This is a genomic window from Pseudophaeobacter sp. C1-32P7 (assembly GCF_041008775.1).
In the GTDB taxonomy this organism is placed as follows: Bacteria; Pseudomonadota; Alphaproteobacteria; order Rhodobacterales; family Rhodobacteraceae; genus Phycobacter; species Phycobacter gallaeciensis_A.
Map to the genome: position 1 here is coordinate 1 of NZ_JAXGFR010000024.1, position 25,371 is coordinate 25,371.

32 protein-coding genes and 1 pseudogene are annotated in these 25,371 nt (G+C 60.1%); 2 read left to right on the forward strand and 31 right to left on the reverse strand.

Annotated elements, in window-relative coordinates; all coding sequences use genetic code 11:
• The 9 genes and pseudogenes from SM763_RS21315 to SM763_RS21355 all read right to left on the reverse strand — a co-directional run.
• A pseudogene (locus tag SM763_RS21315) lies at positions 1-835 on the reverse strand (hypothetical protein); the annotation flags it as partial.
• Between the two features lies 1 nt (position 836).
• The gene (locus SM763_RS21320; protein ID WP_368999665.1) at positions 837-4,838 is read right to left on the reverse strand and encodes a phage tail protein; all 4,002 of its coding nucleotides are present in this window, start codon (positions 4,836-4,838) and stop codon (positions 837-839) included.
• Positions 4,835-5,260, reverse strand: a complete 426-nt coding sequence (locus tag SM763_RS21325; RefSeq protein ID WP_368999666.1) for a DUF6950 family protein — start codon at positions 5,258-5,260, stop codon at positions 4,835-4,837. Before SM763_RS21325 ends, SM763_RS21320 begins: the two co-directional genes overlap by 4 nt.
• A 2-nt stretch (positions 5,261-5,262) precedes the next feature.
• Positions 5,263-5,937, reverse strand: coding sequence for a hypothetical protein (locus SM763_RS21330; RefSeq protein ID WP_368999667.1), 675 nt, complete (start codon positions 5,935-5,937; stop codon positions 5,263-5,265).
• A 6-nt stretch (positions 5,938-5,943) separates the two neighbouring features.
• Positions 5,944-6,594, reverse strand: a complete 651-nt coding sequence (locus SM763_RS21335) for a hypothetical protein (protein ID WP_368999668.1) — start codon at positions 6,592-6,594, stop codon at positions 5,944-5,946.
• The gene (locus tag SM763_RS21340; RefSeq protein ID WP_368999669.1) at positions 6,594-8,648 is read right to left on the reverse strand and encodes a hypothetical protein; all 2,055 of its coding nucleotides are present in this window, start codon (positions 8,646-8,648) and stop codon (positions 6,594-6,596) included. The genes SM763_RS21335 and SM763_RS21340 overlap by 1 nt, the downstream gene beginning before the upstream one ends.
• 1 nt (position 8,649) lies before the next feature.
• Positions 8,650-9,186, reverse strand: coding sequence for a gene transfer agent family protein (locus SM763_RS21345; protein WP_368999670.1), 537 nt, complete (start codon positions 9,184-9,186; stop codon positions 8,650-8,652).
• Entirely contained in the window at positions 9,186-9,632 is a 447-nt protein-coding gene (locus SM763_RS21350) for a phage tail tube protein (RefSeq protein ID WP_368999671.1), read from the reverse strand. The genes SM763_RS21345 and SM763_RS21350 overlap by 1 nt, the downstream gene beginning before the upstream one ends.
• Before the next feature lies 1 nt (position 9,633).
• The gene (locus SM763_RS21355; protein WP_368999672.1) at positions 9,634-9,804 is read right to left on the reverse strand and encodes a hypothetical protein; all 171 of its coding nucleotides are present in this window, start codon (positions 9,802-9,804) and stop codon (positions 9,634-9,636) included.
• A gap of 14 nt (positions 9,805-9,818) precedes the next feature.
• Between SM763_RS21355 and SM763_RS21360 the strand changes: the two genes are divergently transcribed.
• Together SM763_RS21360 and SM763_RS21365 are read left to right on the forward strand one after the other, a co-directional pair.
• Positions 9,819-10,124, forward strand: a complete 306-nt coding sequence (locus SM763_RS21360) for a hypothetical protein (protein ID WP_368999673.1) — start codon at positions 9,819-9,821, stop codon at positions 10,122-10,124.
• 30 nt (positions 10,125-10,154) lie between these two features.
• The gene (locus SM763_RS21365; RefSeq protein ID WP_368999674.1) at positions 10,155-10,448 is read left to right on the forward strand and encodes a hypothetical protein; all 294 of its coding nucleotides are present in this window, start codon (positions 10,155-10,157) and stop codon (positions 10,446-10,448) included.
• Between the two features lie 5 nt (positions 10,449-10,453).
• Here SM763_RS21365 and SM763_RS21370 read toward each other — a convergent pair whose 3' ends face one another.
• From SM763_RS21370 to SM763_RS21475, 22 genes are all read right to left on the reverse strand, one after another.
• A complete protein-coding gene (locus tag SM763_RS21370) occupies positions 10,454-10,858 on the reverse strand; it encodes an HK97-gp10 family putative phage morphogenesis protein (RefSeq protein WP_368999675.1) in 405 nt (134 codons plus the stop codon).
• Entirely contained in the window at positions 10,858-11,262 is a 405-nt protein-coding gene (locus SM763_RS21375) for a DUF3168 domain-containing protein (protein ID WP_368999676.1), read from the reverse strand. The genes SM763_RS21370 and SM763_RS21375 overlap by 1 nt, the downstream gene beginning before the upstream one ends.
• The gene (locus SM763_RS21380) at positions 11,259-11,669 is read right to left on the reverse strand and encodes a phage head completion protein (protein WP_368999677.1); all 411 of its coding nucleotides are present in this window, start codon (positions 11,667-11,669) and stop codon (positions 11,259-11,261) included. The genes SM763_RS21375 and SM763_RS21380 overlap by 4 nt, the downstream gene beginning before the upstream one ends.
• On the reverse strand, positions 11,654-12,208 hold the full coding sequence (locus SM763_RS21385) for a head-tail connector protein (RefSeq protein ID WP_368999678.1): 555 nt from the start codon (positions 12,206-12,208) through the stop codon (positions 11,654-11,656). The genes SM763_RS21380 and SM763_RS21385 overlap by 16 nt, the downstream gene beginning before the upstream one ends.
• Positions 12,209-12,214: 6 nt before the next feature.
• Positions 12,215-12,355, reverse strand: a complete 141-nt coding sequence (locus tag SM763_RS21390) for a hypothetical protein (RefSeq protein ID WP_368999679.1) — start codon at positions 12,353-12,355, stop codon at positions 12,215-12,217.
• 57 nt (positions 12,356-12,412) lie between these two features.
• A complete protein-coding gene (locus tag SM763_RS21395; protein ID WP_368999680.1) occupies positions 12,413-13,651 on the reverse strand; it encodes a phage major capsid protein in 1,239 nt (412 codons plus the stop codon).
• Positions 13,652-13,662: 11 nt separating this feature from the next.
• Positions 13,663-14,508 carry a head maturation protease, ClpP-related gene (locus SM763_RS21400; protein WP_368999681.1) on the reverse strand — a complete coding sequence of 282 codons (846 nt, stop codon included), beginning with the start codon at positions 14,506-14,508 and terminating at the stop codon, positions 13,663-13,665.
• Positions 14,495-15,739, reverse strand: a complete 1,245-nt coding sequence (locus SM763_RS21405; protein WP_368999682.1) for a phage portal protein — start codon at positions 15,737-15,739, stop codon at positions 14,495-14,497. The genes SM763_RS21400 and SM763_RS21405 overlap by 14 nt, the downstream gene beginning before the upstream one ends.
• Positions 15,740-15,747: 8 nt before the next feature.
• A complete protein-coding gene (locus SM763_RS21410; RefSeq protein WP_368999683.1) occupies positions 15,748-17,547 on the reverse strand; it encodes a terminase large subunit in 1,800 nt (599 codons plus the stop codon).
• Complete coding sequence (locus tag SM763_RS21415) at positions 17,504-17,905, reverse strand: P27 family phage terminase small subunit (RefSeq protein WP_368999684.1); 402 nt, start codon at positions 17,903-17,905, stop codon at positions 17,504-17,506. The genes SM763_RS21410 and SM763_RS21415 overlap by 44 nt, the downstream gene beginning before the upstream one ends.
• Positions 17,906-18,080: 175 nt before the next feature.
• Positions 18,081-18,434 carry an HNH endonuclease signature motif containing protein gene (locus SM763_RS21420; protein ID WP_368999685.1) on the reverse strand — a complete coding sequence of 118 codons (354 nt, stop codon included), beginning with the start codon at positions 18,432-18,434 and terminating at the stop codon, positions 18,081-18,083.
• 100 nt (positions 18,435-18,534) lie between these two features.
• Entirely contained in the window at positions 18,535-19,143 is a 609-nt protein-coding gene (locus SM763_RS21425; RefSeq protein WP_368999686.1) for a transcription termination/antitermination NusG family protein, read from the reverse strand.
• Between the two features lie 31 nt (positions 19,144-19,174).
• Positions 19,175-19,774, reverse strand: a complete 600-nt coding sequence (locus SM763_RS21430) for a hypothetical protein (protein ID WP_368999687.1) — start codon at positions 19,772-19,774, stop codon at positions 19,175-19,177.
• 165 nt (positions 19,775-19,939) lie between these two features.
• Entirely contained in the window at positions 19,940-21,610 is a 1,671-nt protein-coding gene (locus tag SM763_RS21435; protein WP_368999688.1) for an SNF2-related protein, read from the reverse strand.
• Positions 21,607-21,987 (reverse strand): hypothetical protein, encoded by a 381-nt coding sequence (locus SM763_RS21440; protein WP_368999689.1) that lies wholly within the window; start codon positions 21,985-21,987, stop codon positions 21,607-21,609. The genes SM763_RS21435 and SM763_RS21440 overlap by 4 nt, the downstream gene beginning before the upstream one ends.
• Positions 21,984-22,382 (reverse strand): DUF1064 domain-containing protein, encoded by a 399-nt coding sequence (locus SM763_RS21445; protein ID WP_368999690.1) that lies wholly within the window; start codon positions 22,380-22,382, stop codon positions 21,984-21,986. Before SM763_RS21445 ends, SM763_RS21440 begins: the two co-directional genes overlap by 4 nt.
• A gap of 3 nt (positions 22,383-22,385) precedes the next feature.
• Complete coding sequence (locus SM763_RS21450; RefSeq protein ID WP_368999691.1) at positions 22,386-22,688, reverse strand: hypothetical protein; 303 nt, start codon at positions 22,686-22,688, stop codon at positions 22,386-22,388.
• A 2-nt stretch (positions 22,689-22,690) separates the two neighbouring features.
• Positions 22,691-22,954 (reverse strand): DUF2312 domain-containing protein, encoded by a 264-nt coding sequence (locus SM763_RS21455; protein WP_368999692.1) that lies wholly within the window; start codon positions 22,952-22,954, stop codon positions 22,691-22,693.
• Between the two features lie 59 nt (positions 22,955-23,013).
• Complete coding sequence (locus tag SM763_RS21460; protein ID WP_368999693.1) at positions 23,014-23,577, reverse strand: MazG-like family protein; 564 nt, start codon at positions 23,575-23,577, stop codon at positions 23,014-23,016.
• 14 nt (positions 23,578-23,591) lie between these two features.
• Positions 23,592-24,098, reverse strand: a complete 507-nt coding sequence (ssb, locus tag SM763_RS21465; protein ID WP_368999694.1) for a single-stranded DNA-binding protein — start codon at positions 24,096-24,098, stop codon at positions 23,592-23,594.
• Positions 24,095-24,388, reverse strand: coding sequence for a hypothetical protein (locus tag SM763_RS21470; RefSeq protein WP_368999695.1), 294 nt, complete (start codon positions 24,386-24,388; stop codon positions 24,095-24,097). The genes ssb and SM763_RS21470 overlap by 4 nt, the downstream gene beginning before the upstream one ends.
• Entirely contained in the window at positions 24,385-25,323 is a 939-nt protein-coding gene (locus SM763_RS21475) for a helix-turn-helix domain-containing protein (protein WP_368999696.1), read from the reverse strand. Before SM763_RS21475 ends, SM763_RS21470 begins: the two co-directional genes overlap by 4 nt.
• Positions 25,324-25,371 lie beyond the last annotated feature (48 nt).

The following is a 25,371-nucleotide window of genomic DNA, read 5'->3' on the forward strand; positions in this document are numbered from 1 at the left end:
GCACGTTTGCACTGGTCACAACCTCTGTCCATTCGGACCACGCGGAGCCATCATTGGCACGGATACGCTCGAACGTACGCACGTTGCCAGGGGTTCCCGTTGAGGCATAACCGTAAATGGCACGCTGCAATACGGCGGCATCACTATAGATGCTCTGGGAAGTTACCCACGCAAATGGCCCGGGGTTCTCAGACGGCCATGTGCCGGGGTTGCTGGTTGAGACAAGCCCCAGATCACCAGCCACAGCCTGGTCGATATTGTACCCGTCGCCCGATGATTTATAGATGCCAAAACGGCTCAGCGCGGCGGCTCCGGCCCCCTCCATCCGTACCAATTTACCGTCACCATCGGTATCAGATGCCGTACTTTGTACCGCCGCCCCACTGGCCACCCCGTCGGTCAGCCGCAGTTGCTCAACGGCACCGGCCACCAGGGCAAGGATGTTTGCTCCAGGGCGTAAAATGCCGGTGTCACGATCCGCATCAAAGGCCATTCCGGGCGCGGCCAGTACTCCGTCCAGAAAACGGCCCTGACCAACCGTGTCATAGACGCCCTGATAGTTCGCAATCAGCGCCTGCAGGGTTGCCGTCAGATCCGCGCTCAACGAATTCGTCGGGAAGGCCGCATAGCTTTGCGCTGATGCATTCGCGCCGAGGTAAGGCGTTGCCAGGGTGATCTCTGTGGCGCTGTCAACGGTCAGGATCTCATAGATGCCCTGATCGGGACCAACAAAGCCCCACCCCGTCTGCAGCGCGCCGAACCAGCTGGTGCCGGTGCCGGTGACTGTGGTGGAGCCGTTTGTGACGGCCACCGTGCCTGTTTTTACCCATGCCATGTTACGTTACCTCGTATAGTTTCCAGTGGATTTTGCCGCCCTTGGTGACTTCCCCGGAACGGGTCAGGGCGCTGATGCCCTTAGCCCACAGCTCGATCCGCAGATAAAGCTGTTGCGGGCCGGACCAGCGGGCGAAAGGCTGGACCTCAACCTTACAGCCCCAGAACTCATTAGTGCCGCTTATCCCGCCGGGTGCCGTGGCCTGCCCGTCAAAGGCGGCATAAGCGATGTAGGTCTTGTTCGACGCCATCCAGACCTGATTGACCGGGACCTCCAGACCCGTCTCCACCAGGTCCCAAGACGTAACCTGATAGAGGCCGTTCGCCGGGTTCACGGTGATCGGCCCGCCGGTCCAGAAGCTACCCTCTGCGGCGATGATATTGCGGCTTATGACGGGACCAGCGGCCTTGATCTTGCCGGTATTGAAATTCATCCGCAGCCCACTGGTGGGGGTGCCGTCCGCGTCTTGGGCATAGTTGTCGCTCTGGATGATGTCCTCGATCTGGGCGCGTCCGATGGCGGCGCGGCCCAGAAAGACGTCTTTGATGTAGACGCCCGCCGGGTAGGTGATCCCATCAATGACACGGGGCGTCGTGTAGACCGCAAAGGGCACGGTCCGGTCGTTGCCATCGGGGGCAACAATGGCGAATTTGTCGGATACAAAGGCCACCTCGGAGGCCGCAGTACCGTTATCATCCAGATCCGAGCGTAGCACCATGCCAGAGACCACGCCGTTATTGTCGATCCGCAGGGTGTATTCTGCGCTGATCCCGTCGATGCTGGTCAGCGCCTGACTGATCGAGGAGGAATTCTGCCCGACTGTCGTTGACAGCGATGTGAGAGACGTTGCCTGGGCGAAAATATTACCCTCTGCATCAGTGACGCGGGCATCCAGCGCCTGCACGGCACCGGCATTTCCCGCCACATTGCCCTCGGCAGTGGTGACCCGAGCCGACAGATCCACCAAGTCCTGCGACAAGGTGACCAATCCGGTTTCATTATCGGTGACCTGCGTCGTCAGCGAGGAGATTGCCGTCGCCTGACCGGAGATATTTCCTTCTGCGCTGGTCAGACGCGCATCCAGCTGGACCACATCGCTGGCAATGGCCGCTGTTTCCGAGGCGCGAACTTTCCGCTCGGCCTCGATCAAGGCCATATTCTCATCAATCGCAGCACCCAGCGAGAAAGTCACCGCTGCCCGAGCTTCGCGTTCATCATCGACACGGGCGTGCAAATCCTGCGTTGCATATGCCAGATCCTGCCGTGCGGACTCGCGATCCTCGTATGCCTGCAGGAGCGCCCCAAGGGTCGCAATGTCGGCTAGATCAGCAGCATCCTGCAGGGCGCGGCTATCTGCGACCGTTTGGCTGATCTGCGGCCCATCCAGAGTGCTGATCTGCACCTCTGCGGTTTCCAGACGTGAGGCATAATCATCAAATGATGCCTGATCGACCTTGAAGGTGATCGCCTCGTTGAGCGCGTCAATATCCGCCACAGCCTCGGTCAAACTCACCGACAGCCCATCGACCACGGTTTGGCTTGCCTTCAGCTCCAGCGCCGCCTCAACCGCGTCCAGATCAAGCGTCACCTGATTGACCTGGACCTGCAGGTTGTCGAGGAGTGGAACTTGTGTGGGGTCCAGAACCGCCTCGGAGACCCGCTGATCCACATATGTCTGCGTAGCGGACAGGGCGATATTTGCTTCGGCAGCATTCAGGCGGATTTCGGTCTCGCTGATCCGCTCGGCTTCCTGCTCCAGCGCGTAGATCCGTACCGTGCCGGTATCCGGGTCAACAACGATCCCCGCGTCAGCCATGCGCCCGTCCACATCTGAGATGCGAGAAATCGCCCACAAGACCTGATCCCCGATCACGGCCAATGCCTCGGCGGCGCTGCGCTGATCAACCGACTGCAATTGCAAGTCACGGTTCAAATTGGCCACAGCCGCGTCAATTGGCTCGATGCGCTCTGCGATCACATCGGCGTCCAAAGAACTGGCTATGCTGGTTGCGTCATCCTGGATTGCATCCAGCGCAGCCTGATCAAGATCGCCAAGACCGAAACGCACCGCGCTGGTGACAGCCGTATCCCATGCCGTCCACTCCCCACCCAAGCGCGAAATGACCCTCATTTTTGCGCGGTACTCGGTCACCGGAAGAATGCCCGCCGAAATGATGAACTCACCGCTTTCCGGGTCCGCCACCGTCCCCGAAGCAACCGGCGTCCCATCAGCTAACTGCAAACGCCATTTCAGCACATCTGTTTCCGCCAGTTGCGCAGCGTCCCACACGAGGCGAAGGCCAGGGCGGCGGGCCAATGCGGCGCCATCTACCAGACTGAAACTCAGAAGGTTAAAACCGGAAACTGTTCGCGGCGCTGGCAGTGTCACCAAGGGGCTTGGATCGGTGATTTCGACCTCATCGACCTCTGGGGACCATGCGAAATCACCGCTGTCACGCTCACGTATGGCTACGGTCTGAAAGCACGTCACCAGATCGTCGGTAATCTCGCCAACCTCAAACACCTTGGCATCGTACCCTTCGCGGGCGCTGGTCCAGCCCACTGTGTCCAGCGGCTCCAGGATTGCCGCATCAGGCGGAAGCGTCAGGCTGTGGCGGCGAAAACGGCGTTCATCCTCGATCCACGCCTTGGCTAGACGCTGCGCCTGATTGCCGGAAAACACGGCAGGCAGGTCCACAGACGCCACCAGCTGTCGCCCACCGTCCTCGACCTCCCATTCGGCATTGTACCGCGGCGGCGCATCACGCGTCTCCCAGAGAGAGGCAGGCGACGGATGCGAAACATGGATGGCATTGTGAACACCATCAAGGCCCGGATAAGGCGCAAGGTTCTGGGGGTGGTCTGCAGAAATGTCGTCGTCAGTGAAGAAATAGACTGGCAAGGCGGGCGGCCCAACCCGCACCTTGTAGACGCCGCCCATCTCCGCAATCTCACCGCTGCATGCCTTCAGCAGTTCGTCAATGACTCCAGCAGGCTCTTGGTCAAGGGACACCTCTAGGCCCGCACGGTACTGCGTCACGGTTCCGCCGCTCTTTCGAGGCACCGCCAGATCACACTCGTTCATCGCTGCGAACCAGTTATCGAGCGGCAGATCATCTGCAGCCACACCACCACCCCAGCGATGTCCATCCGGCAGGGTGACCCCACGCAGGATGTTGTATACCATCACGATCGGGTTCTGACTGTGTTCCCATGTGCTCGGATCGTTCCAGCGATGGGCACCGGCTCCCCCAACAGAGCCATCCTTTCGAGGGTCATATAGGGGAATGCCAAGAACCTCGAACCGAACTGCTGGCAGCTGATTGAATAGTTTTCGATTATAGGCAAAGGAAACGACTGCATAGGCTACGCCCGTTCCCACCATGTCCGCAGACCAAGGGCGATCAGGGTGATCGCTGTAATTTTCCATCATGTAGGCGTCGGCTTCTGTTTGCGTGCCGTCATGCCATGTCATGAAGAAATACGGGCCATCATCATCGATCATCCCGCCAACATCGTGCGCCCCTGCTGCGGCGCTCGACGGGTATTGCTGGATAAGGACCCCTGAATCCTCCAAATCTGTGATATATTGTCCGCCAACCATTATGCGCGACAACTGCACACCGGGAATATCTGAGACGTCCACTACATAGGTTAGCCACTCGTTTGGGACTGTGCCGCTGTTTGGGTGGGAATATGGCGGCGCCACCATGTTACCGGACGTTGCATATTTCCCCAGAATGAAAGTCTGCGGATTGGTGCCGCCAGTGGTCGTGGTTTCCGTCTTGATCCCGGCATGACGCGGCTGGCCCGGCTTTTTAGCCAGGGCGGAAGACAAAGCCGTCAAGGCAAGCGAAAAAGCCGTCCTGACGATGAAGGCAGCAGTTGTGGCGCTGACAGCAAAGGTGCTGGCAACCCATGCCGTGATCGGGTCCGCCGAGGCCGCTACCGGTGCCAGCATCGCAACCACCAGGACGGCACAGAAGGTTGTTCGGTCCTTCATACTTTGAAAGCCCTCTTCATTCGCATACGGCTGACAATTCCGAGGCCGCTGGGATGCATGACGTAGACAGCGGCGCCCTGGATGACCCCTAGCGCCGCCCCAGTTCCCTCGGCCGGTATCACCGCCAGGTCACCGACCTGCGCCAAGGCTGGCGGAACTTCCGCGAAATAGGACGCAGCCAATGCGAGGTGATCGGCGAATCCTGCGGATTTCAGCGCGGCTTGACCATCCTCAAGACGGCGGTAGGTGCCGCGCCACTCTGCCGCCAGATCGGCGCCAGTCATAGCCTCCACCGCACCGGCCGCGAACAACGCGCAGTCGTTTTGGCCGGGTCGGAATGGGCTGCGGGCTACCCTCTGGACATAGATCTCCAACCGCTGGCGCCAATCGGGCAAGCGGTGCAGTGCCTCAGAATCAGACATTGTCATCGTCCCAGATATTCGGTGTTGCTTGCTTCTTCAGCTTCGGTGGCTGGCTCCGCTGCCTCAGCTGGCGGTGATACCTTCAGCTCGCCCCAGTAGACAGGAACAGAGCCAGAAATATCACCGTAGATCCTGAACTTGTCTCCACCGCGCGCCTTGTGGCTCTGGTGGGATTTCTTGGAGGCCAGAGTGCGGGTCAATGCGCGGGTTTCGCTAACGACAGAAACTATGCAGGCAGGCGTTCCGCCGGGTTCAGCGCGCGGAAACTCAATGCCGTTGACCATACCACGGAACACCCGGCGCGGGGCGCCTGCCAGCTGGCGTGTTTTCGGGTCAAACAGCGCCCGGTGCATCTCGACCGGTGCAAACCTGGTGTCATAGGCCTTAACCAGATTTTCCACTTCCGGGGCAACGGCAGACAGCTGCAGCTGATGCTCACGCACAGATAGCCCAGATCCCGCGGTGATCGGTTCGGCCTGCAGCAGACCTCCAGCCCCGAGATAGCTGCGCATGTTTCCGTCAATATCGACGGTCAAATCCTCTTCAGCGCTGCACAGCCCTATAGTCTCAACAAGGCCGGATGACATATTGCGCGCCTCGATCCAGACGAGACGATGCGAAACGAGCCCACCACGGGCGGCAAGCAGAGCGTACGAAGCAGCCTCAAAAACGCGCATGCCGTGTCACCTCAGAGATTGGCGGAAGCGAAACGAAACACCATGCAGCATCCGTTGTTGTTTCTCGCCGTAGTTGACGGAATTCGGAACAATGACGGCCTTGCAATACGGCTTTACCAGTTCAGCAGGTTCGTTTGCGGCAATGGTGCCCCTGATATGCGGCCCAACCTGCAGCGCGCCGGTAGATCCCGCCACAACGACCTTGCCTTCGATGAAGCGGTGCAGGGCGTATTTCCCATCATAGGTCCAGCTGATCAGGTCGTTCGGGCTAATGACGTAGCCATCGGGCAACCCGGAAATCTGAACCGTGCTGTCCGCTGCATCGTAGGTCGCAACAACTGGGTTGTATCCGGCGAGGCCGCTGCCAGTTGGATCATATAGTGGCCCCGACCGGTCTGGATCATATGCAAAGAAAGACGCCCCAGGGCTATCAAGCGCCTGCAGCATCGGTATAATCTCGCTTGCTTGATACGCGTCCAGTGGCCGAAGCGATATGCTCCCTTCCCAGTATGTCGGGGCGACCTCTGCGCTGAGGATTTCCCCGCCAGTGAGGCCGGTGATTTGCCGTTGATCCTGCGGCTCGAAACGCGCCTTGGTGATGAGGCGGTTCAACTTCCCCATGAAGATGTTGCGGCTCAAAGGAAATAGCAGAGGCATCAGCGCACCTTCCTTGGGTCTTTTTGCAGTTGCCTGAATGACTGCGGCAGAACGGACCTGTCATATTGCTGGATGCCGCTGCGGGTGACCCTGGTGGCAACCCCTTCCGCCCGGGTGTCGATCCGCGCGTCAAGATCGTCTGTCAGGCGCACGTCAACAAGAACGCGTCCGGACGCGCCATTTCCGCCTGCAGCCTTGACCCCGAGTTTACCATTGACCCGCGCCAGCGGCATGATCGCTTCCGCTCCATCCTCACCCATCAGCCCGGTTCTTCCGCCTGCCATCGGGAAAAACGTCGGCCCGCCGACGACGCCACCGTTCGCAAATGGCGTGACCGATCCGCCCTGGAACACATTGCCATTCGCGTTAGCGCCGCCAAACAAGAACGATGCGGCCTCTCCGAAGAAATCACTACCTCCGATCAGGCTCTTGAACGCGGACTGTGCCGCCATGCGGGCAAGATCGGCGATAAGGGCCTGAACAGCCTCACGACCGCTACCGGCCCCAGTCACCAGGGCGGTGAAAGCATTCGTGAAACCGCTCTCCAGCCGCTTTGCCATGCCTTCCGCCGCACCTGCAGCATCATTCAACGCCTCGACCGCACGGTCACGAACCTCTGTGGTGATCACCTCTGGGAATTCGCGGTGCAGCCGCTCGATGCGCTCTAGTTCCGCAGCATACCGCTCAGCTTCCGTTCTGGTGTCGTCATAAAGGCGCTGCGCCTCCCGCAGCCCCTTGGAGACACTTGATCCGCCACCTCGGCTCTTGGTGAGGTCTGAAATGATATCATCGATGCTTTTGTAATTGAGGTCGCTGGTATAATCGTCGTTCCCAACGCGGCGCGGGTCTCCACCGCGCCCACTGTATTCTTTGCTGTCCTGAAAGTTGATCCTGTTCTGCAGCGCAAGTGCGGCGGCCAGCTCTTCCTTAAGCCGTTCCGCCTGATCTGCCCCGGCGCTTATACCACTCGCAAGGTCAATTTTTGACAGCTGCAGCGCCTTGATGGCGACTTCCACAATCTGCTCGCGGAACCTTTTCCCCTCATCGGTGGCCTCGCGCTCTGTACCGACCACCGCCTCCAAGTATGTAGATACATCAGACCACGCTTGCGCCTGCTGATCAGCGCCCTGCGCGGCCCCAGCGGCGGCAATCTGCGCGGCCAGCTCTCGGGCCTGATCGGCGGTTACACCGAACATCTCGGCAATGTCGCCAATACTGCCCCGAACTTCCCTTAAGCTGGCCAGCTTCGCGTTAATCTCATCAATGCGTCGATCCGCTTTCGCAAATTCTTGGTCGGACTTTTTGTAGGCTTGGTTCAATCCTTCCAGTTCCCGCTCGTAGCTTGCGACAGCCTCCTCAAGTTCACGAACCTCCTCAGGAGGGACGCCGAACAAGCCCTTCACGCCAATCTTTCCCCCAAACTTCTGTCCCACATCCGTAAGGGCGGAAGATGCGCGGATCGATGCGATTTGGCGGTTAATCTCGAAGATTGCCCGCGCCTCGTCGGCCAAATCACCGTAGTTTTTCAGAAGGTCTGTTCCGGATGTTGCGGAAAGCTCCTGCGCTGACTTCACTGCCGAAATGCTCTCCTTGAGAGACTTCATCTTGTCGTCAAGCGTCTCTGCGGCATCGCCGATGTTGATCAGCACACCGGCCACAGGGAGGCCCAATGCGGCCACCGTGCCCAGAAGCGGGCCAATCAGCCCCAACGGGCCGCCAAGAGCAGCGAATCCGCCAAACAACTGCGGGAGCTGCTGGCCTAGCGCGCGGCTTGCACTGGTGCCGCCCTGCATCTGCACAGCAATATCCCCGATCTGGTTGGCGGTATTTTGCAACACGAAACGCCCCTGCCCGCCCACACTGGAGAGCCGCTGCAGCCCCGAGGCCGCACGGTTGGAGTTCGCGGTGATCTTGTCGCCAGCCCGTTTCCATGCCCGCTCTGACCGAACAGCAGATGACTCGGCGGCTTTTCTCCCCCCCTCCATCTGGCGCTCGAACTTGCGCAGGCTGGCCTCCATGCGGACCAGCAGGGTATCTTCGACAGACTGGGCCATGTCAGGTCACGGCCTCCGGCTCATACCGGCGGAGAATGTCCTCGAATTCCTCCTCTGAAAGATGCGGTGCCTTGGTATCAGATGCTGCGTTAAACCCGCGAACCATGTTCACAAAATCCGCATATCGCATGTCGCGCAGTTCCGCAGGTGACATGTGAAATACCCGGCAGATCTGAACCACGTCGGAAAACTTGTAAGACGTTGCTTCGCCGGATTGATCGACGTCTTCTCCTTCTTCCTCAACGCCGGTCATCAAGGCGCAGAGGATCTCAGCGGCAACCGATGCGTTTTCCAGGTATGGTCGTGCGTCGAAATGGTCTGTCATCAAGACCTTGGCCTGGGTGACTGTTGCCCCCCCACCGATCAGCGCAAGGCGGATCGTGTGATAGACGTCCTTTGCCGAAAACTGGGATCCGACAACCCGCGCAAAGATGCGCCCGATGTTGTCCCCTGCGGCCTGCTCCAGATCCATCACGCCGCCAAACGGAAGCCGGAAAGAACGTTCCTTTCCGGCCCACTCACACACCACCGTATCCATCAGGCGGCATCCGTCCAGACACGCTGGCCTGCACCACTGATCGTGGCAGTGAACTTGACCTTGCCGGAATTTTCCTTGTCAAGCTGCAGTTGTTGCAGATAGGCCGGCAGCGTCCAGAACCCACCATTGTCCGCGGCGCTCTCATCGAGAAGAAGCTTGATGTTTTTCTCTGTGCCGGAGTCCGCCCAGTTCCGCCAGGTCGGCCACGCCTCAGTGGTGACCATACCGCTGATGGTGGCGCTGGTGTCCTGGCTCTCCAGGTTGCGTGTAATGGCAGCAGGCACGTCAAGCGGGTTGTCACAGTCCAGAACCGTGTTTTCCCCGAGGTTATTGGTCAGGGTAATACCATAGGTGTTTGCGCCGCAGGTATGGGCAAATCCTTCGGTCGGCGTGACACCGTCACCAAGCTGGATGATCAGGCGGGTTGTTTGCTTTCCGGTTGCCATATCAGGCCTCTTTCTTCTGGGTTACGGTCTCGGTAGTGGTCTCCGCCACTTTCCGCTCGATCAGTGCCTCAGCGGTTTTCTTGGGCACATCCACAACGGAATTCGCGCTAAAACTTTGCGAAAGCGCGGAACTGATGCGATGGTGGCAATCAGTCAGAATTTTGATTTTCATGAGAGGTTTCTCCTATGCGATTTACACTTGCAGCCGTTCTTGTCTTCTCAGCGATCCCGCTGCGCGCAGAGGTCAGCGCCGAACAGGGGCATGTTATTGCCTGCTTGGGGTGGGGTCTTGACAGGACCAACCTGGAAAATGTGAACCTAAAGCTTCAGGATCTCCGCTTGGTCCTTATGGATCAAAAGCAACCTACAGAGCGCCGGGTGATGGCGCTCGAAGCGGCGGCTTCTATCGGAAAGCTCATTGAAGCCGTTGAGGGAGCAAACCTAGCATCAGGCAAGCTTTACGCTTCGGCCTGCCCTGGCTCTCCCGAATAGACAGTTTTTATTTTCATGAGAGGTTCTCCTATGAAGTGGCTTTTCCTTGCTGCATTTTTAACCGCAAGCTCTGGAGTGTCGGCGTCACCACTGGACCAGCAGAAATGCTTGGAGGTCCTGAGCAACGCGCACGACCTAAAAGAGAGTTTTTCAGACGCGATTTTTTATCACACCGGAATGACGCGCATGTTCAAACTAGAGAGCCCAGAATCCGCCGCTGCGGAAGATGCGACCAGTGCCGCCCATGCGCTCAAATCGGAGGTAGAACTCGGATTCGATACCTATATAAAATCTTTGTCCGGTCTCTGCCTTAGCTTGGAATGAGTTCATCAACTCTCTCGGAGGGACTTCGACATCGCCCGCGAAATCCGTGATTTCACCCGTCTCCGGCGCGCGCGCCAGACGGGGAAGAAAAACGGGTTGGCTGGCATGGCAATCGTTCCGAACTCGTGGAATCGGGCATAGAATGCGTCACCGCCACCGGCGTAGATCGTGATCCGCATCGTGCCGTATTCAGCGCCGCCAACCTTGCCGATCACCATGGACCCTGCGGGCGCATCGCCCCATGTCCATCCGATCGAGGCAGACAAAACGCCTTCCAGATATGGCGCCCGGCTCCACATTTCATCTACGATGTCGCTGGCTGCGTCCTCCATTGCGGCGCGCACGTTCTTCCTGGCGTTCACCGGGATCGCCTTCCAGCGCTTGTTCATGCGGTCCAGACCCTGAACCACTACGCCTCCTCCAGCTCGGCCATCACTGTGACCACCCCATGCGCTGTCCTGCCATCGGCATCAAGAAAGACCCGCATCCCCTCCGTCCGGATCTGGACCAAAGCGTTGACAGTCAGTCCTAGATCAGCGTCGTGCAGGGCTTTCTTCACCGCGCTGCAAATCTCTTTGCATGGGCGCAAGCGGCCTTGTTCCCGCGACCAGATATCCAGCTGAACAGTTTCACTGCTGGCGGTAATGCATTCCATGTCATCTGGCACACTATCCATCGGCCCGAAGGTGATGCAGGGGTATTCCCGGTTCGACGGGGCGCCGTCATAGACCCGGTCACCAACCAGAGCAGCGACACCAGCATCTGCAAGAAGGGCATTGTAGATCGCCGTTTGAAGCTCGACACTCGCGCTCATTGCGCCCTCCCCGACTCCACCACGATATAGATCCAACGCCGGTCCGTGATCGCGTCAACCTCCCGCACCTGATAGCGAGTGCCAGGCAGCGGATCCCCGATCCCCTCCCCGGCCGGAAGACCGCGACGAACGTCACGCATCCGAAAATCCGTAGTCACGGCCCGAGCGGCAGCGCATGACCGTATTCTAACCTTGTAGATTGCGCGGCCTTGGAGCCTTGCCGCGTCCACGGCCTCAGATCCTCGGGAATAGATGAACTCTGCCCGGGTGGCGTGATGCTCCGCCCAACCGTCCTCGACACCGCCAGATCCATCCGGGTTGTTTGCTGGGGCGTCAAACGCCACACGCTCGACAAGTTGCCCGCCTGCCCGTTTCTTTTGCGCGCCCCGCATCAGACACTCGTCCATCTGTATTTGTTGATCACTGGGGCAATTCCGATGGGCATTTCGCCCCTGGCCTCGTTCCAGCACGCAGCATAAGCCGCGATCGCAACCTTGAGGTCAGCCGGGACATTGGCGGCGTCCCCGAACCCGCAGGTGAATTCCACTGTAATAGGCGCCGGGTTTCCATCTTCGAGCGCCGGAAGATCAAAAGCATCTGACAGGACAATGCGCGTCCCGACCGATACAGGTAAGATCTTCACATGCGCAGCATCGACAACCTGACTTGTGCCCGCCGTATCGGCATAGCTGATCGTCACCGCAGACACATCCGGCACCGGCAGAACGAACGCACGGCGCCAACAGGCCTGCGCCTGCTCCCATACCTGGCTGACGATGCCCCGCCCCAGAATGCCACGGAAACCGTCAAGGTGCGCGACAGCCGCGTCCCGCAAGCCGGTTAAAATGACGTCGTCATCGTCAAACTCCACAACGGCGTGGGCTTTAACCTCTTCCAGCGTCACCGGCGGCGCAGCTGGGGGCGTTTTTAGGGTGGGGCGGAACATCTGCGCTTACTTCTTCGCAGGCTTGCCGTAGGGACCCGGGTCAAGGCCAAGTTCTTTCGCCGTCTCCGGGGTCATGGATTGGCGGGATGCCACCTTTTCGTCCGCCGGTTTGTCCTTTTCGGCCTCAGCATTTTTCGTATTTGCCATCAGTCTTACTCCTGAAAGGTTAGAGGCGGGCCACTACGGCCCGCCACATGTCACCGCTTAGACAGCGGCCATTTCCATCGCCTTGATGCACTCCGGGTTCACCACACCACCGCCAACGCGCTTGGTGGTGTAGAAGTGCACATAGGGCTTGTTGGTGAACGGATCGCGCAGAACGCGCACGCCGGTCCGGTCCACGATCAGATAACCGCGGCGGAAGTCACCGAAGGCGATGGGAAGCGCCGAGGCTGCAACATCCGGCATGCCCGGCATTTCAGTGACCGGGTACGCCAGCAGCTGCGACGGCTGACCGGCCTGCGAGGACGGCTGCCACAGCTGACGACCGTCAGCATCGCGCAGCTTGCGAATCTTGCCCATCGTGCTGCGGTTCATCACAAACCGGCAGTTCCCGGTATAGGCCGAAGGCACGGCATAGATGAGCTCAAGCAGCTCGTCCTCAGTGACAGCCGTAGTGGATGCCGCCGTTTGCTTTTCGATGGCGCCAAGAGGGTTCGCAGCTGCATTGGTGCCGCCGGTCACATAGGTCAGGAAACCGTTCGGCTTGTTCGCACCGTCCCCTGCAATGAACGCCAGGCCTTCTTGGTAGGAAAATTCGGTTTCCACCTCGCCAGCGATCCACGCTTCCAGATCAACCTCGGCGTCATCCAGCATCTGCTGGGTGGCGGCCGGGTTGGCGTAGATCTCACCGGTATTGAAGGTCATGGAACCGAATGTCGCGGTGCCACTTCCAGGACGCGCCGCCGTTTCGCCAACCCAGCCGGACGCCGTTCCGCGCAGATTGAACAGCTTGGTAAAGCCGTTGCCCGAAATCGACTGTGTGCTGGCGATCTGGCGCATGGCCGAGACCTCGATCAGCTTGTCGGTGATGCTGCGGTCCCATTCGACCGGCGCAAGATAGCCGCCTTCATCAGCTGCACCCTTATTCAGGTTTGCCTGGATATCGCCTTTGCGGAAATGGGCGCGGAAAGCTTCGGAATACTCCGGGTCCTTGACTTGGCCCGGGCCGGAGCCATTCGCGGCCAGCGCGGCCAGCTGGGCGTTTGCCTGATCGACAGCAGCCTGCAATTCCGACACGCTGGCATCGATGCGCTGCATCTTTTCGGTCGTCACCACGTCGTCAAACTTGGCTTTAACCTCCTTGTCTTTCTCGTCCTGCGTGTCCTTGAACGCCTGCCAGTCGCTTTGCAGCGCAGCAAGGATCTTGTTCACATCGCCGGAGGCATCAGCACGCACGGCGATGATCCCGCGAGCCTTCGCGGGGGTCATGATCGCATTCATGATCTTTGTCCTTATGACTTCAGGGTTGTGCGCAGCCTTTCAAGGCTGGCTTTCAGTTCGTCAGCGTCGTGCATGACGGTTGGGGCAGCGTCCTGCGTGCCCCCTTTTGCATCAGCCAGAAGCGCGCGGCGTTCTGAGCGAGGCATTCCTGTCTTGGCGAGGCGCGCATCAATCCGGCGCGTTGCGTTTACGCCCTGCATCGCCTCTGCCTTAGTTGTGTCTTCTGTAACGGCGTCAGCGGGGAGAAACCCATCCGCGAGCCCCACATCAACAGCCTGCTGGCCATTGAAGTATGTCTCGTTGTCCATCCACTCCGCCGCCTTTGACTTCTTGACGCCGGAACGGTCGGAATAGAGTGCGGCCATTGCATCGTCGAAGGTTTCAAGGGTTTCGGACGCTTCCGTGAGGTCATGGCGATTGCCAAGTGCAACAACCCACGCGTTGTGAACCATGAGAAAGCCAGCCTTGCCGATCTCGACCTCATCACCGGCCATCGCGATAACGGAGGCGGCAGAGGCGGCCAGACCGATAACCCGAACGGTCACCTTATGCGGATGCGCGCGCAGCGCATTGTAGATCGCCACGCCCTCGAAGAAGTCACCGCCAGGGCTGTTGATCTCGACAACAACATCTTGGTCACCGATCGCGCGCAGAGCCGCAGAAATCCGCTTGGACGTCACGCCGCCACCGGACCAGTAGTCCTCACCGATCACATCAAGAATGGTGATCGTGTTGTCCGCCGCCGCTCTGGGCTGGAGGCCAGCGTTCCACCGTTCCAATGCGTCTGCATCAGGCTCGAACGCGCAAACGCTCGGAAGGCGCCCAGCTCTCATCTCGGGAAGATCACGAAGGCTCATTGCTTGCCCCTTTCTTTGCGCCCATCGGTTCAGGCAGGTCATCTCGTTTCGGAAGGTCCAGCCATTCGCGCGGCTCGTCTGGATGCAGCCATGGCTGATGCCCCCCAGATCCAAGGCCTTTGGCGAAGAACTCTGCCTGATCTTTCATCGACCCGCGAAGAAGGCCGCCCGCGTTGAACTTGGCCTCGTAGGTGTCCGCTTCCGCATCGGTCAGGAGATCACGCTCGACTGCCTGCTGCCACGCTTCGAACCACGGGTTCAGCGAATAGCGAACGAAGAGCTGACCCAGCACATCAATACCGGACCCCCACGATGTATCGTCCATCATCAAAAGCGGGCGCGGGACGCCAAAGACGCGGGCAATCTCCTCGATCTGGTGCTGGCGTTGCTCAAGCCCCTGGGCGTCCTTCCCGGGCGCCCGGAACGTCTCGATCTCCAGCCCTTCTTCAAGGATTTTCCACTTATGGGCGTTTGCGGCGCCTTCACCTTGCGCCATCGACTCTTTCAGCCGTCCGTACGCTTCCGGTGAAAGCGTATTTGGGTGTTTAAGGGCCCCCCCAAGGACCATGCCGTTCCTGAACATGCTGGCAGCTGATTTTTCGGCTTGCAGGGCGAGGCCAATGGCCTCCGCCGCCTGCTTTACCATCGACAAACCGGACACGCCGTCATCTGAAAGGCCGTAGCGAAGATGAAAGATGTCGCGCTGATGGTAGTCGATCTTGCGACCGTCTTTCCGGGTCACTTGATAGGTGATCGACCAGTCATTATTTTGGATAGGCTTAACATTCGCCAAAGGCACCAATTGAATGATCCGATTGCCACTGCGGACTTTTAGCGCGCATGCATCCCCCTTGGTTAGGGCGCGCTGCTGCATCAGTACACGGAACTCAAATGCCGTCTGCCATCCGTTCGGCTTGCGATGCAGGAGCCGGTGAACGGAGTGCTGTGCCGCAACGTCCTTGGTCGCCTTCTCCTTCAGATGAAGCGGTAACATGCCAATAGAAAAAGACAGGAGGGACACGGACCGAAGGACAGCTGTGTTCTTGAGCGCGGATGAAACGGAAACGGGAACCCCGGCCTGCGTAACACCAGCGTCTCCGCCCCTGATAAATTCGTAAAGGGCAGGGTCATCAAGTCCCGAGAAAGCCATGCCTTCACCAGCCATTGCTTTTGCCTGGCCCACGTCTGATTGGTCCCGACCCTTGAGGCGGAACAAGTCCAAAATACCCATGAATTGCCTCAGAGTGTCAGAATCCCGCGCCCTTCATAGACGCTAGTTTGATCTTTCATTGCCGCAGTGGCCGACCCGACGGCCATTGCCAGAGTGACAACCCCGTCAATCCGCCCGCGCGACCGCGACTTGTCGAACATCCGGTTCCCGAACCCATCCTCCCGGATGATCGCATTGCGGGCGCAGATGCTGGTGAGTTTGTTCCGGTCGATTTTCACCGTCCCGTTCAGCATGTGATCCTCAAGCTGAGTGATCGATGTCGGCATGCAGAGATACTTGCCGTCAAAGCTGACATTCGTGCCCTGCTTGTGACGAACGATCTTGAGCCCGCTGCCCGGCCGGTCGTCACCTTCTTCGATCCAGTAGGAAAACCCCGCTTTGTCGAAGGCCTCGCAAAGCTTCTCCATATGGGCCGAGTCAATTGCCATCTGCGCAACGTCATGCCGCCCGCAGAAGGAAATGACCTGGGCTGCAATGAACGTGTAGTCAATCACGCGCCCCGGCGTAATTTTGATAAGGCCCGCCGCCTCCAGTTCGCGATAAGGGATCGCATCCGCCGTTGATCGTTCTTCGACCTCAAAGTCACGCGTCCAGTACCATGTCTTGACGTCGATCCTTTCGCCTTCCCAGGCCGCAGAAAGGGCCGTTAGGTCGTTTTTCTCGGACAGGTCGAGGGACAGATGCGCCCGGCGCCCCAACATCTTCTCTTCCTTGACGGCCCCCTGGCATTCCTCCCAGGCCTGCTGCGACGTCCAGAAGCCAGCCGAGCCGACCGGAATACCAAAATACAGCCGCTTGGTGGTGAGCTGTGTGCTGATCTGCTGCTTGGCCGTAACCACCAGCTTCCGCACGTTCTCAACCGGATAGGTCAGACCGAGCGCGGGCAGCGCCTTGATCCAGCAGCTTTCATCCTCCAGCGGATCATCTTTCGCGTCCACCCGTGCGATATAGGCGAAAACGCTGTCGTCCACGTAGTCGCCGGTCACGACCTTCTGACAGAACTCGCTGTAATCCGTGCCTACCTGCTGGTCAGCCGATGGCGTATTCGTGCCAAGCATCATGATGGAATCGCCGTACTTCTTCGTCACAGCGGCGCGCCACATCTCGATGGCCTTGTTTGTCTTCATCTCGTGGATCTCATCGCCCGCCACTAGGATGGGCTTAGGACCAGACACCGCATCGTTGTTCGCGATGGGAAGCATGAACGAACCGGTTTTCGGATCCTCCACCTTGTAGGCCAGATCACCGGTGCCTCGGATAACAAACCGTTCATCCGCCAACGTCATGCCGCCCTTGCCGGGGATCGGCGCCCGAAGCATCGCGACGGCGTCCCGGAACATGACCTTTGCCGTGTCCTTGTTCTCGCCGATGCAGTAGACCTCGGCGCGCTTCCGGCCATAGAAACCCGCAAGGTAGATGCCGACCGCCGCCATCAGCGGTGATTTCGCCTGCCCCTTCCCCGTTTCCAGCCAGACGAACCGGAACCGGATGAACCCCTCGGACGTGCGCCAGCCAAAAATAGACCCCACGACAAACAGGTGCCATGGCAGCAGAGAGAACGGCTCACCTTCTTTTGCGCCCTCTGTGATCGACAGCATCGCCGGGAAAAACCGGATTGCGCGCTCCGCCTGGTCAAGATCCCAGACCAAACCGCGTTCTCCGCCAGCTTCCAGATCATCCAGGTGCCGCTTGCATTGCGCCACCACGAATTCACCGGCAATGATCTTCCCGTCCACCACGTCACGCGCATATTGCGTGGTCTGGTCAGTGAGCGCCGAGGAATTCATCAGCTGCCGTTTCTGGGGCATTGCCATTTCCACTTGCCCCCTTCTTCTCGCCAACGCTCTCCGGCGTCAGGGTCAATGATTTCTCAAGCTTCATGATCTGGTCGCTGAGCTTCTGCACCATCGACCACCGCATGTTGACGTACTGGCCGCCGTCCCTTGATGTCCTTACCGGCCCCTCCGCAATCGCCAGAGGATACAGCTGCAGATACTCGACCATTGCGCGCACCAGCCGGTCCAAAGTCCGCCCGCGTGCCTTGTTGAACAGCCCCCTCGCCTCAAGATCCGCCTTGTACTCCTCCCAGAGTACCTTTGCCTGTGCAGCGAGCTCCTGGCCTTCGTCATGACCGGCAAAAATGTCGCCGTATCGAGGTCTCCTCATGCGGCCTCCTGATAGGTCAGGGGACACCCCCTTTTTTCGAGCTGATATTTCGCGCGCACCTTAGGCGCGGGTTTCCGGGCCGGAGGCGCTGAACTTTTGCCCTCCCCCCCCCATGCCGCAATGGTGCGAGAGGGGCGCAGAGAGCGGCGCTGATAGGTGGTCTGATGGTGGTGCGCTACCAGGTCTGCCCGGCGCGCCCCTTGGCCTCAGCGATCAATTCCGCGTCTGGCCAGTTGTTCTTCTCGATGCTGTCGCAGGTCGCATGGCAGGACCGGCAAATCAGCTGCAAGTTCGACAGATCGAACGCAAGGTCGGGGCGCAGGCGCCACGGCCTGAGGTGGTCCACGACTGCGGCCCTGTCGCCTGCCCTGCCCCGCAGCGTCGCGGGCACGGGCGACGCGCACATCCGGCACTTGCCGCTCTGGGCGGCGTATAGCTGGACGGCCAGCTGATCCCTAGACTTGCTGCCAGCCCTTCCCGCGAATGGGTGCCTGCCTGTCTTGTTCTGGAATTGCTTACGCACTTGCATCGGCTGCACCTAAGAGAAGGCTGGGGCCGAGCTGGGACGGGCTTCTCTACGCACATTGGCGCTACTCACCACGCCCCAACCCCTACCAGATCCGGCAGCATCACGCAACATTGTGTATGCGCTCAAGCGTATCGACAGAGACTGTCGCTTCACGCCCGCCAAGCAACGGCAGAAAGATCCGTGCAATGCCTCCGTTAACCGCTGAGACATCGACCACCCAATCTGCCATCACGCCTGCGTCATCCAGCATCCGGGCCTTGTCCCCCGGCCGGATTCTCTTGGCTTCCTGCTGATCCGCATAGATCTTCTTGATCGTGGACGGGAGGCGACGCATGCGGCGCATCTCCTCATCGGGCACCGGCAAAGGCCGACCATCCCGACCGACCACACCAGCCACCTTACCGTTCGCACGCTCCCTCAGAACATCCCAGGCAACCGAACGGTCAACGCATACGAAGACGTAACCAGGCGCAATCTTCTTCTCGTAAGCAGCCTTCCGTCGGCGACTGCGCGGCATGGACCGCCATGCCTTCTCTGTGGGCAGCCAAGCGTCAAGGACGCCCTCCTCTCGCTTCAGCCACTCACGCAGCTCGAACTCCTTCAGCGGCGCCGTCTTCAGCACAAACCATTGTGCGCTGTCCTGTAGGGGATCCCCCATCAGGCGCCGCATCTTTCCAAAGGCCACCTCTTGCCCGATCGTGTATGTCATGCCTGTTTCCGTTTGTTTTGTTGTGGGGTGTTCACGCCGCTCGGCGCGGGGTAATTTCGGGGCCGACGAACAGCGGGTAGGCTGTCAAGCGCTCCCGGGTGCGGTCGAACAGGTACCAGCAGCAGTCGTCTACGCCGCGTTGATTGGTGCCTTCGATCCACTGCAGGCGACCGACGCTCACGATCATATGGCAATGCTCCATCAGCTCAGGCGCTGTCGGGACGCCATATTTGCGCGCGGGTACCTCCTGTGTTGTGTGAACCCAGGCGGCATCAAACAGCACCCATGTCGGGCGAAACCCGGAGAATTTCCAAATCATCCGGTGCATAAGCGGGCGCGACCAAACCGGGTTTGTGATGATGTATTCGACGCCAGTGCAGTCTACATCCTCAGCGGTGACGTCCATCGCATCGACCCGGAACACCCGTTCATCGCGCGGGGCAATGTCTGATGCGATGACGCAATCATGCCCAGCCTCCTCAAGCGCCTCGGCCATGTCATATTTCCCACCACACGGCTCCCAGAACTTCACCGGGCGCGTCAGTTGCCGCAGGAGAGGCGGATAAGCTTTGCGGTCGAATGTGTCGTAAGCGTCCTTGTCGATGCGCTTGAAGTTCGAACGTCGTCCCATGGCGCCCTCTAACGGTTAACAGTGGTCAAAATGTTGGCGAATTTCGCCGGATTGTTCGATTTGTGCAACGAATGCCCGGTGCTTTCGGTATCCTGCCAGTGGCAGAAGTTGCCTATTGTGCGGTTTCTGCCCGACGCAGGCACCGATTTTCGTGTTTTGGCGCGGTCACCCATTTTCTGCGGCCTCCAGCACTGACTTGGCCAGTTTTCGCATGCGGGTGTCGTCTTGCGGCGTGCTGCTCTCCAGGTCTGCAAATGGATTGAGGATCCCATGCGACTGTGACGCCTTCAGGCCGAGCGTCGACATGATGACGGGATCAGATCCCCCGTCCACATGCAGGAAATGCGCTGTAACCCGCCTGTCCTGCCCCCGGCGACGCAGGCGCCCGGTGAACTGTGTGTGAACCTGTGGCGACCAATCCAATTCGCCATAAACCGCGTGGGCGCAGACACTCTGCAGGCCGTCGAGGCCCGCGCCAGATCGCAGGGACATGATCATCAGACCAGTGTCACCCGCCAGAAAGGCCGCCTTGGCTTTCCGCTTCTGTGGTTGCGTCTCGCTGCCGGTGAACATGATGGGAGACAGATCGCCCAGCGCATCGCGCCAGATGTCATAGACGGCACGGTGCCAGCCTGCCAACAGAACTGGCTCGCCAGATTCCACCAGCGTCCGGACATAGGCTGCGACCGACCGGGCCTTGGCGATGCCGGTTTCCTGCCGCAGCATGACATCAAGCTCCCGGGCGGCCAGGCCCCGATCATGGAAGTGTCCCGACAAAACCCGCTGCGCCAATCGCAGTTGCAGTTCCCGGTCCGTCTGCGCGTCACCTTCGTTCCATCCGACCTCTGTCACGACCTTAGACAAGGGGGGAAGGCTGCGCGCGACCTCTTCGTCTTCATTGGTCCTGCGCAGCGCGATCCCCTCATCGATCATGAAGGCGCCCAGCGCAGCCGGGTCTTTGACGATCCAGTGCGATCCGTGGGAGGTGCACCAGTTGATCTGGAATTCCATCCATGTGCCCAGCGCGCCGGGGGCAATGAACTCGACCACGTTCCAGATCTCGGACCCGTAGTTGTAGATCGGGGTTGCAGTCAGACCGATGCGGTACTCTGCTGCCGCGCAAAAGGCCTTTGCCCCATGCCCCTTGCTCGTGCTGTTGCCGTGGCGCAGCTCCTGCACCTCATCAAAGCAGACAGTCTTGATCCCCAGCGTATCGGCGTAGTCTGCCCATGCGGCAATGTTGGAATACCGGAAAACGTAGATATCGGCGGCAGGCAGGTCCCGCACGTTGCGGTCCTTCACCTCTACCGCTGACAGATGGGTAAAGCGCTGGATGTATTCTGTGACCCACTGTGTGGACAGGTGCGGTTGCACGACAACGGCGGCCGGCAGTCCCCAACCATCCGCAACGGATGCGAGGAAGGAAACCGTCTTGCCCAGCCCTACGTCATCCATCAGCAGGAGGCGCCCGGTGCTGCGCAGCATTTCGGCGGCGCGGAGCTGGTAGCCCTCTGCCTGTTCCGGTTCCTTGAAGCCTTGGCGGATGCCCGGAACGTAATCGGGACGGCGTAGCTCTTCGATGCGGGCCTGCACGTTGGCGTGTTCTGTCAGCTGCACCCCGAGCCGGGCCTTTGCCTCGTCGGACATGTGCAGCGGATAGCGCTGCATGAACCAATCGAGATCAGCGGCGAGGTCTGGCCGGTCCCGCAGGGCGAAGGGCGGTGTTGAACCGTATTGGATGCCCTGAAAGACCTGCTTGAACCGGATTGAAATATGCGGCTTCAGATCTGCGACGTGCCAGGTGCCCGCCTCATAGCTCAGCGTTCCGTTTGTCATAGCCATCCCCGTGTGAGCGAGGCGACCAGCAGCGGCTTGCCCTTCACTTCGCTGATGTTGCCTGGCCATGCAGCGGCGGTTGCCAGAACCAGCGCCTGCACCTCGTCGTGCTCGGCGTATCGCTCCAGCTGCTTGAAGATCTCGCGGCGGCTTTGGCGGGACTTCACCTTGACCTCGATTCCTACGCCACCCGACAGGATGTCGATGCGGTCGCGGGCGCTAAGACGGACCTCACGCGCGATGTCCAAGCCTGTTCGCTGGAGGGCAACGTGGATCGCGTCTTGTGCGGCAGCTTCGTTGGTGACGTTGACGCGGCTGCTCTCGATCACGCGAACCATGCGCTCCGCTTGGGTGCGTTGTGTGTTCTTGCCGCTCATACCAGCACCACCTCGCGACCCATCGCGGCCATGATCGCGCGCTTTAGCTCGGAGGTTTCCGTATCGTGCCCCTTGGCGTCTTCGGTCACCTCTACGCCCAGCGCGACGTCGAAATATACGAAATCCGCAATGTAGCGCCGGGTTCGCCCGCCGCCCTTGGTCAGGATCGGGGCGTCCCGGCCTTCCAGATCGAAAGGCACTTGGCGCCGCAAGTCGCGGATCTTCCCGGCCCGCTCCAGAAGCCGGAGCTGCGCCCAGCGCTGCGCTTCATGCGCGCTGTCGTGGGTGACCCCGTCTGCACTGGTGGTCCGCTTGGTTCCGCGCACCCGGCGGCGGTCTTCACCGCCACCGTTCGCCTGCTGGGCAAGGAAGTCTTTGGCCGACATCCGCTCCATGGCTCACGCCCCTTCCCGACAGGGGTGGGACGCGGTCGTATCGACATAGACCCACTCTGGCAGATATGCCCGCATGACGGATACACCACGGAAGTAGGTCGGCTGAACGCGGACCACCTCCATCGTGTTCTCTGCCTCTGCACGACGTGTGAACAGCTTTTGACCGCGGATGTTCTCGTCAGCCTCGATTGCGTCCAGCAGGTCAGAGAAGCTCTGAAACTCTGTCCGGATGATCTGGAAGATGGGGGGGCGTGCGCCTCTGCCCTCTTCGTCCCGCTCGAAATAGATTTTCGCGATACAGGTCATGATCACATGCCCAGCGCTTCTTTGTACATTTCAAACACCGCCTCTTCCTCGGCGATGTCATCCTTGTCGCGCTTGCGCTCGGAGATGACCTTGCGCATGACCTTGGTGTCGTATCCGCGCGCCTTGGCCTCTGCCATCACCTCTTTCTGCTGTTCGGCGATGTCCTTCTTTTCCGCGTCCAGGCGCTCAAAGCGCTCAATGAACTGGCGCAGCTCGCCCGCAGTGACGCGGTAGTTCTCGCTCTTGTCGTTTTCGTTCATATCCATAACCGGCTCCCTTCCTGTTGACCGTCGCTGCCCCCGACCGACGGGGGCAGAAAGAGGCATCAGGCGGCTGCGGTTTCAGGCATGGTGGTGCGCAGGCCGTATTTGATGGAGGTCTTGTTGAACTTGGCGGCAACGGCCTGGCCAAGGTCGATCGACAACCGGGCCGCCAGCTGCGCCACCCAGAAGATCGCGCGCCGCATGCTTTCCCAGATGTCGCCGAGATCCTGCTGCCCGGTGCTGGACGTGGTTTCCAAATCGGCGATGTGGGCGATCACGGCGTCCGACAGATCACCCACAACCGCGTCCAGGCGCAGGGCCATGTTGATTTCGGAGGCTGTCCCGCCGGAACCTGTCATACCGGGCCACGGCAAGGCGAGATCCAACTGCGAGGCCAGCAGATCGATCGAGATCAGGACATCGCCCATTTCGTCCGCCACGTCCCCGACGGACAGCGTGGAGCCCGTGATGCCGCGCTGCGCCCGGACCAGCTTCTTGACCGCACCGCACAGCTCGCCTGTCTCGTCTGCCACCTCCAGCGCGCGGAACTCCAGATCCGCCTGTTCGTTTCCGCCCCATTCGGCCTGCCGGGCCACATTGGCCGCGCGAAGTTTTTGTAAGTCCATGGTCGTTGCTCCTGTCAAAAGGGGATTTCGTCGTCGTCAATGCCGGTGCCGCCGCCCTGCGGGCCGCTGTCATAGCCTCCGGCGTGGTTTCCGTCGGGGCCATAGCCGCCACCGGATGGGCCGCTGTCATAGCCGTAGCCACCGCCCTGACCGCTGCCGGACTGACCACCACGTGTGTCGAGCATGGTCAGGGTCGCGCCGAAGCCCTGCAGGACCACCTCGGTGGTGTAACGGTCCTGCCCGTTCTGATCCTGCCATTTGCGGGTTTGCAGCTTGCCCTCGATGTAGACCTTGGCGCCCTTGCGCAGGTACTGCTCGCAGACGCGCACCAGACCTTCGCTAAAGACGGCGACGCTGTGCCATTCGGTCTTTTCGCGCCGCTCTCCGGTGTTGCGGTCTTTCCAGGTGTCCGAGGTGGCAATCCGCAGGTTGCAGACCTTGCCCCCGTTCTGGAAGCTGCGCACCTCAGGATCGCGCCCGAGGTTACCGATCAGGATGACCTTGTTCACGCTGCCGCTCATCTGCGTTTCCCCTGCTTTGAACTGATCTGGCCAGCGGCGAACTTCAGGGCACGGGCAATGTCGCCCGCCACCTCGTCGCCATCCGCATGAAGTCTCAGCTGCTGCGCCCTGGCGCCTTCGATCTCATCGAGCGAATGGAACCTGCGGCTCTGCACGATATCCCCGATCATGGAGCCCTTTGCCGGGCGCGGGGCGCGGATCATGCAATCCATCAGATCCAGATCGACGGTTACGATGGCCTTGCCGAACTGCATGCCATGGGCGTCCGGGTTGCTGTGAAAACGGCTCATAGCGCCACCCCTGCGGCCCGGCATTCCTCGCGGGTCACCATCTGCGCGGCGAAGCAGTCCGCTGCCATGCTGGGCGGCACCCGGCCACGCATGAACGCCTGACCGCCGCCAGCAACGGCTTTGATCGTCTCTGCCCAGTAGGCCAGAACCTTCTGCGTATCGGCAGTGGAGGCCGGGGCGTCGGCTGTCACATGCTCGCGCCATCGGTTTTCGCTGACCCAATTCTGGGAATAGGCGATGTACATGGCCCGGTTGCCCTGCTGCTCGACGGCATAGGCCTTGGCGCCCTTCAGGATGGCCGCAGGGTCCGCGCCGTTCTCGATCGCAGTGCGCAGCGCGTCCTCCGTCGCCTCTCGGTCGCCCATCCGGGGATAGGCCTTGGCGAAGCCCTCGAAGAACTGATCAAAATCGAAATCCTGTGTGCGCGGATCGTCCGCGCAACTTTCTTTTAGTCTTTCTTGTTTGTTGTTCTTTCTTATGGGGCCTGAAAAACCGCCGGGCGGTTCAACCGGGTCCCGGTTTTTCAGGCTCCCGGTGTTAACCTTTTCACCGTGAGCCGGGTTTTCAGGCTCCCGGTCATTTGCTGGATGCGCAACATCTTGTGTGGCGCTAGGGGTCGATGGCGCAGCATCCTGTGCTTCAGGCTCATCGATGATGTCCCAGATCTGACCATGAATGGTCCCGTCATCGCGGCGATTTGGTGAGACAACCAGATATCCCGCCTCCTTCAGCTCGCGGATGATGCGCTGGTACTTGTCGCGGCCACAGCCGAGGACCTTCATCGACTGGTCGCGGTAAAACACCCAGTTGTCGTTGCAGCTCATGATGTAGATCATCATCAGCCGCGCCTCTGCCGACAGCCCCGCGTCGCGGATCAGTCCGTTCGGGATGGTGGTGAAGTTTGACCGCCTGCGCAGCCTGATCGCCTGCCCCATGGTGTTCTCCTATGCCTGTTCTGCCCTGACCGGGCCCGGCCGCGCGTG

Coding starts and splice junctions, on each gene's coding strand:
- SM763_RS21320 (WP_368999665.1), bottom strand. CDS start 4,838: ATGAAGGACCGAACAACCTTCTGTGCCGTCCTGGTGGTTGCGATGCTG.
- SM763_RS21325 (WP_368999666.1), bottom strand. CDS start 5,260: ATGTCTGATTCTGAGGCACTGCACCGCTTGCCCGATTGGCGCCAGCGG.
- SM763_RS21330 (WP_368999667.1), bottom strand. CDS start 5,937: ATGCGCGTTTTTGAGGCTGCTTCGTACGCTCTGCTTGCCGCCCGTGGT.
- SM763_RS21335 (WP_368999668.1), bottom strand. CDS start 6,594: ATGCCTCTGCTATTTCCTTTGAGCCGCAACATCTTCATGGGGAAGTTG.
- SM763_RS21340 (WP_368999669.1), bottom strand. CDS start 8,648: ATGGCCCAGTCTGTCGAAGATACCCTGCTGGTCCGCATGGAGGCCAGC.
- SM763_RS21345 (WP_368999670.1), bottom strand. CDS start 9,186: ATGGATACGGTGGTGTGTGAGTGGGCCGGAAAGGAACGTTCTTTCCGG.
- SM763_RS21350 (WP_368999671.1), bottom strand. CDS start 9,632: ATGGCAACCGGAAAGCAAACAACCCGCCTGATCATCCAGCTTGGTGAC.
- SM763_RS21355 (WP_368999672.1), bottom strand. CDS start 9,804: ATGAAAATCAAAATTCTGACTGATTGCCACCATCGCATCAGTTCCGCG.
- SM763_RS21360 (WP_368999673.1), top strand. CDS start 9,819: ATGCGATTTACACTTGCAGCCGTTCTTGTCTTCTCAGCGATCCCGCTG.
- SM763_RS21365 (WP_368999674.1), top strand. CDS start 10,155: ATGAAGTGGCTTTTCCTTGCTGCATTTTTAACCGCAAGCTCTGGAGTG.
- SM763_RS21375 (WP_368999676.1), bottom strand. CDS start 11,262: ATGAGCGCGAGTGTCGAGCTTCAAACGGCGATCTACAATGCCCTTCTT.
- SM763_RS21380 (WP_368999677.1), bottom strand. CDS start 11,669: ATGGACGAGTGTCTGATGCGGGGCGCGCAAAAGAAACGGGCAGGCGGG.
- SM763_RS21385 (WP_368999678.1), bottom strand. CDS start 12,208: ATGTTCCGCCCCACCCTAAAAACGCCCCCAGCTGCGCCGCCGGTGACG.
- SM763_RS21390 (WP_368999679.1), bottom strand. CDS start 12,355: ATGGCAAATACGAAAAATGCTGAGGCCGAAAAGGACAAACCGGCGGAC.
- SM763_RS21395 (WP_368999680.1), bottom strand. CDS start 13,651: ATGAATGCGATCATGACCCCCGCGAAGGCTCGCGGGATCATCGCCGTG.
- SM763_RS21400 (WP_368999681.1), bottom strand. CDS start 14,508: ATGAGCCTTCGTGATCTTCCCGAGATGAGAGCTGGGCGCCTTCCGAGC.
- SM763_RS21405 (WP_368999682.1), bottom strand. CDS start 15,739: ATGGGTATTTTGGACTTGTTCCGCCTCAAGGGTCGGGACCAATCAGAC.
- SM763_RS21410 (WP_368999683.1), bottom strand. CDS start 17,547: ATGCCCCAGAAACGGCAGCTGATGAATTCCTCGGCGCTCACTGACCAG.
- SM763_RS21415 (WP_368999684.1), bottom strand. CDS start 17,905: ATGAGGAGACCTCGATACGGCGACATTTTTGCCGGTCATGACGAAGGC.
- SM763_RS21420 (WP_368999685.1), bottom strand. CDS start 18,434: ATGCAAGTGCGTAAGCAATTCCAGAACAAGACAGGCAGGCACCCATTC.
- SM763_RS21425 (WP_368999686.1), bottom strand. CDS start 19,143: ATGACATACACGATCGGGCAAGAGGTGGCCTTTGGAAAGATGCGGCGC.
- SM763_RS21430 (WP_368999687.1), bottom strand. CDS start 19,774: ATGGGACGACGTTCGAACTTCAAGCGCATCGACAAGGACGCTTACGAC.
- SM763_RS21435 (WP_368999688.1), bottom strand. CDS start 21,610: ATGACAAACGGAACGCTGAGCTATGAGGCGGGCACCTGGCACGTCGCA.
- SM763_RS21440 (WP_368999689.1), bottom strand. CDS start 21,987: ATGAGCGGCAAGAACACACAACGCACCCAAGCGGAGCGCATGGTTCGC.
- SM763_RS21445 (WP_368999690.1), bottom strand. CDS start 22,382: ATGGAGCGGATGTCGGCCAAAGACTTCCTTGCCCAGCAGGCGAACGGT.
- SM763_RS21450 (WP_368999691.1), bottom strand. CDS start 22,688: ATGACCTGTATCGCGAAAATCTATTTCGAGCGGGACGAAGAGGGCAGA.
- SM763_RS21455 (WP_368999692.1), bottom strand. CDS start 22,954: ATGGATATGAACGAAAACGACAAGAGCGAGAACTACCGCGTCACTGCG.
- SM763_RS21460 (WP_368999693.1), bottom strand. CDS start 23,577: ATGGACTTACAAAAACTTCGCGCGGCCAATGTGGCCCGGCAGGCCGAA.
- ssb (WP_368999694.1), bottom strand. CDS start 24,098: ATGAGCGGCAGCGTGAACAAGGTCATCCTGATCGGTAACCTCGGGCGC.
- SM763_RS21470 (WP_368999695.1), bottom strand. CDS start 24,388: ATGAGCCGTTTTCACAGCAACCCGGACGCCCATGGCATGCAGTTCGGC.
- SM763_RS21475 (WP_368999696.1), bottom strand. CDS start 25,323: ATGGGGCAGGCGATCAGGCTGCGCAGGCGGTCAAACTTCACCACCATC.